Here is a 4,158-nt window from a genome sequence, read left to right on the forward strand (position 1 = left end):
AAATATTCATCCCCCGTAAGCTTAGATAAAAACGGAGAATATACCATTGAGTACTATGCAGTAAGCAAAAACGGATACGAAGGTGATCACAAGACTGCCACCTATACAATAAAACTTGATGAGAATAAGTATCATTTCAATGAGTGGGTAGAAGAAGCTGACGGAAGACATTACTATGATGAAAACGGCGTATCAATTACAGGTTGGCTTAAGCTTAAAGGGAAATGGTATCTTTTCGACAGTAATGGCGTGATGCTTACCGGTTTTCAAGTAGACAAAGGAAATACATATTATCTCAAATCTGACGGCATCATGGTCATAGGCTGGCAGGACATAAACGGAAAGAGATATTACTTTAACGAAAATGGAGCCATGCTCACAAATCAGTGGATCGATGACACCTACTATGTAGGGGCAGACGGCGCCATGCTCGTTGATACTGTAACACCCGACGGTAAGAAAGTAGGTAAGGATGGAAGAAAGATAGATGAGGCATGGAAGAAAGCTTATATTGATTTTCTAAATGGAAACTCAAAATCTTCATCAATAATAGATACATATGGTTTAGAACAAGATTTTCAATATAGCATAAATGATCTTTATCGAGTAGATTCGAAATATTCATCATGTTGGAATTATGCGTATATAAATGATGACTTAATTCCAGAGCTGTTTTTATATTCCCCGGATTGTACCCCCCCTCGTATTATATCAATTATCACTTATGTGGATAATAGAATCATAGTAATTGGAGGTCTTCATGAAACGTCAGTTAAATATAATGACAGAAAAAATCTGATTTTTGAAAGTGGTGGCACTTGCATTTATGAAGACTGGTATAGTTATAAGTTTAAGCAAAATGGATTTGAGAAGCTTCATCATATTTGTGGAGGTGATTCTGATGTTGGTTTTTTTGATTATGAATTCGATGAAAAACCTGTCAGTGAAGAAGAATTTAATGCACTAAAACTAAAGTATTTCAATGAATCCGATATGATGACTTCTCAAGAGAAATACAACTGTGCGGAAATGATAGAAATCATAAATAATATGTAGTTATGATGAAACAATTATAATGAAAACCATCGGTAGATTACCGCATACATCGATTATCTTATTTATGTGAAAATTCAGATACTTTACAACAATTAGGACGATGATTTACCTGATATTTATATCGAAAATCTTTCGTAAGGATGAGGGATAATACCATTCATCAGCGAATATTGCTTTTTATCAGACTTTGAACCATTACATATATAACGATGCTAATATGAGTACATACAAAAGAAAACAAACAAAACACAAAAAATAAATTTCAAATTCAAGGAGAAAAGTAATTATGTCAATGTTCAGAGTAAACACAAGCACACTGAGAACTCAGGCAGAACAGTTATCAACATTAAATGAGACTTTCAAGACTCAGGTTACAAACCTTAGTGATAAGGAAAATGCTCTTTCAAACATGTGGGAAGGCGAAGCAAGAAATGCTTTCCATAATGCTTTCCAGTCGGATAAGGAACAGTTTGATGTTTTCTATCAGGGAATAAAGCAATTCATCTCAACACTTGAAAACGATGCAACTGAGTACGACAAGGCAGAGGCACAGAACTTAAGCACTGCTCAGACCAGAAAAGCATGATATTAAGTACAGAATAAGAGAAACCAGACCATAAAAGCGTATTACCAAAAATACATTTAACTTTAACGGAAAAACAATTAACGGAGGAAATAAAAATGGAAGGACAGTTAAAAGTAACACCGGAGGAACTTCAGAACGCATCATCAGAGTTTTCAAATATTGACAATACAGTGTTAAACACAACATCTGAAATGATGACACTTGTAAAGAACCTTACATCAGCCTGGGAAGGTGAGTCATCACAGTCATATATCAGTAAGTTCAATGAGCTTGAGGACGATATGCAGAAGATACATGCAAAGATTCAGGAGCATTCCCAAGATCTTGCAGAAATGGCAACAGTATATACCAATGCTGAAAAGACAACAACCGCAGCAAATCAGGCGGTTTCATCAAATCTGATCAACTGATTTATAGAAAGTTGAAAAATTAAAAAACGCTAAGGATCTAAAGGATTTGAGGTGCCTCCCGATATTCAGACTTTAAGGTGGCACTTCAAATCTTTTTAGATACTTAACGTTTTTATTTTACTGAAGATGTATAATATTTGGAAAGTATAGAAAACGAATATAAACATAAAGCCATATGGTACGGTTCTCTCTGACAAGAATCATCCCAAGTGGCGTTGCTTAATATAGAGAATGTTCAGGGGTATTTATGGAAAAGAAATCAAGTCCAATTTTAATCATTTCAGTCTTGACCGGTATCCTTCTGGTGGCACTGGTGGGAATGCTGGTATATTTCAACCTTCCGGCACAGCGCATCAGGCGAATGCTTAAATCCGCAAACAAGTATATAGCGGAAGAAAACTATGACGAAGCGATCCTGACATTGCAGAAGATGCTGGAAATAGATCCGAAGAATGAAGATATCTACGTTCTTCTTGCAGACACATATGAGAAAAACGGAGACATTGATAAAGAGATAGAATTTCTTCAGGAAGCTGTGACTTTGATGCCGGAAAACCGGAAGATATCCGAGGTTCTAACAGATGTAAACCCGGAGGTCACCATCTCTGAAGCCGGAGGAACATATAAGGACCCTATAAGTCTGACACTTGATGCACCGGAGGATAGCAAGATATATTACATAATTTCCGGGGCCGGAGCGAATGATACAAACTCCGCTGATAGTTCAGAAACCGGTAACAAAGAGAATGAATACAGTGAGTCCATAACCCTTGGAAGAAACGGAAAGTACAGCATCGAATATTATGCAGTAAGCAAAAATGGCTACGAAGGTGAACACAAAAAAGGAACTTATGTTATAGATCTTGATGAGAGTAAATACCATTTCAATGGGTGGGTGGATGAAGCCGACGGAAGACATTACTATGAAGCCGATGGCAAATCTGCTACCGGATGGAAGAAGATAGGTGAATTATGGTACCTATTCGACAAATCAGGAGTGATGCTCACCGGACTTCAGGAGGATGACGGAAAAACCTATTATCTCGGAACAGATGGCATCATGCGAACCGGATGGCAGGAAATAAACGGAAAGAAATATTACTTCAATGATAGCGGAGCCATGCTCAAGAATCAGTGGATAGATGACACCTATTATGTCGGTGCAGACGGAGCCATGCTTGTTGATACCGAGACACCTGACGGAAAGAAAGTCGGCAAGGACGGAAAGTATATAGCGCAGACAGGTTCGGAAGATTTTTCTGCCCCTTATATTGGAATACATTATCCGAATGAAGAATTAGCTTCAGATGTGCGTTTCACCAACGATATGCTGATCGACCATGGCGATTTTTATGAAATTCCGGGGCAACAAGTATATTTTTCCGTTTCTACCGGGTATGATGTGGAATATGAATATATTTATTCTGGCTCGATATATGTTTATAAGAATGCTAAGATGTGGGAACCGGGATCGTGGAACAATGAAGGATATGATGTAGAATTTCAATATTGTTTGGACCGTAGAGAAACAGATGGCTCCAATGAGCATAAATGGGTGCTTGTTGAACCAGATAGTCGAGGAATATTTACAACAGGTGGTTTGTTCTGGGCTGGATGAAAAAAGAGACAACATCAAAAAGGTGCTTGAAACTATCGAAACGAGTCTTGGAGGTAAATGATATGGAAAACTGCGTATATGAAAGTATTATGACAGGGCTTAACGAAGCGTATGTTGGAGATGGATACTGATTTGATCTTTGAATTTCCATTCGTTAGGAATGCTGTGGAAAACTGAATTTTATTTTTTCAAAAGCTTGTCCTTTGTGGCGGGCTTTTTTGTTTTTGGGAAAGTTGTATAATATCTGAGGAGTCATACTATAAAGAACATTTAGGGGTAGGTATGGAAAAGAAATCAAGTCCAATTATAATCATTTGTGTTTTGACCGGAATCCTTCTGGCAGCACTTGCCGGGATGCTTGTATTCTTCAATCTTCCGGCACAGCGCATCAGACGAATGCTTAAATCTGCAAACAAGTACATCGCCGAAGAAAACTTTAACGAAGCAATCCTGACCTTGCAGAAGATGATTGAAATAGATCCTAAAAA

Annotated in this window: 4 protein-coding genes and 1 pseudogene; all 5 read left to right on the plus strand. The window is 37.7% G+C overall.

Annotation, left to right across the window (positions count from 1 at the left end; genetic code table 11):
* Positions 1-1,056: pseudogene (locus T357_RS20680) on the plus strand (N-acetylmuramoyl-L-alanine amidase family protein); the annotation flags it as partial.
* A 286-nt stretch (positions 1,057-1,342) separates the two neighbouring features.
* The gene (locus T357_RS0118225) at positions 1,343-1,642 is read left to right on the plus strand and encodes a WXG100 family type VII secretion target (RefSeq protein WP_031555802.1); all 300 of its coding nucleotides are present in this window, start codon (positions 1,343-1,345) and stop codon (positions 1,640-1,642) included.
* 95 nt (positions 1,643-1,737) lie between these two features.
* Positions 1,738-2,052 carry a WXG100 family type VII secretion target gene (locus tag T357_RS0118230; protein ID WP_031547554.1) on the plus strand — a complete coding sequence of 105 codons (315 nt, stop codon included), beginning with the start codon at positions 1,738-1,740 and terminating at the stop codon, positions 2,050-2,052.
* 247 nt (positions 2,053-2,299) lie between these two features.
* Positions 2,300-3,670: a tetratricopeptide repeat protein gene (locus tag T357_RS20685; RefSeq protein WP_049962553.1), complete on the plus strand. Its 1,371-nt coding sequence runs from the start codon at positions 2,300-2,302 to the stop codon at positions 3,668-3,670.
* Between the two features lie 282 nt (positions 3,671-3,952).
* Positions 3,953-4,158 (plus strand): hypothetical protein (locus tag T357_RS0118240; protein WP_031555808.1); only part of this gene is annotated, 206 nt, incomplete at its 3' end.

The sequence above is a fragment of the Oribacterium sp. FC2011 genome (assembly GCF_000701645.1).
In the GTDB taxonomy this organism is placed as follows: domain Bacteria; phylum Bacillota; class Clostridia; order Lachnospirales; family Lachnospiraceae; genus Oribacterium.